The following is a 294-nucleotide window of genomic DNA, read 5'->3' on the forward strand; positions in this document are numbered from 1 at the left end:
TATTTTGGACCTTTACACGAAGCAAATTGTTGGATGGAAACTGAGCGACCGAATGACAACAGACCTCGTCTTAGATGCACTAAAACAGGCTCATAGCGTCAAGAAACCTGGTAAAGACCTCATCCACCATTCCGACTGAGGCTCTCAGTATGCCTCCAAGGAGTACCGTAGCCAGCTAGAGACCTACGGTATAACGCCCAGTATGAGTCGAAAAGGTAACTGTTATGACAATGCCTGTATCGAGGCATTTCATAGCATCTTGAAACGTGAATTCATCTACAGCAGCCCAAAATT

General features: G+C 45.2%; 1 pseudogene. It reads left to right on the plus strand.

Annotated elements, in window-relative coordinates:
• Positions 1–4: 4 nt before the first annotated feature.
• Positions 5–294: pseudogene (locus tag A8709_RS35760) on the plus strand (DDE-type integrase/transposase/recombinase); the annotation flags it as partial.

The organism is Paenibacillus pectinilyticus (genome assembly GCF_001700435.1).
GTDB classification, from domain to species: Bacteria; Bacillota; Bacilli; order Paenibacillales; family NBRC-103111; genus Paenibacillus_E; species Paenibacillus_E pectinilyticus.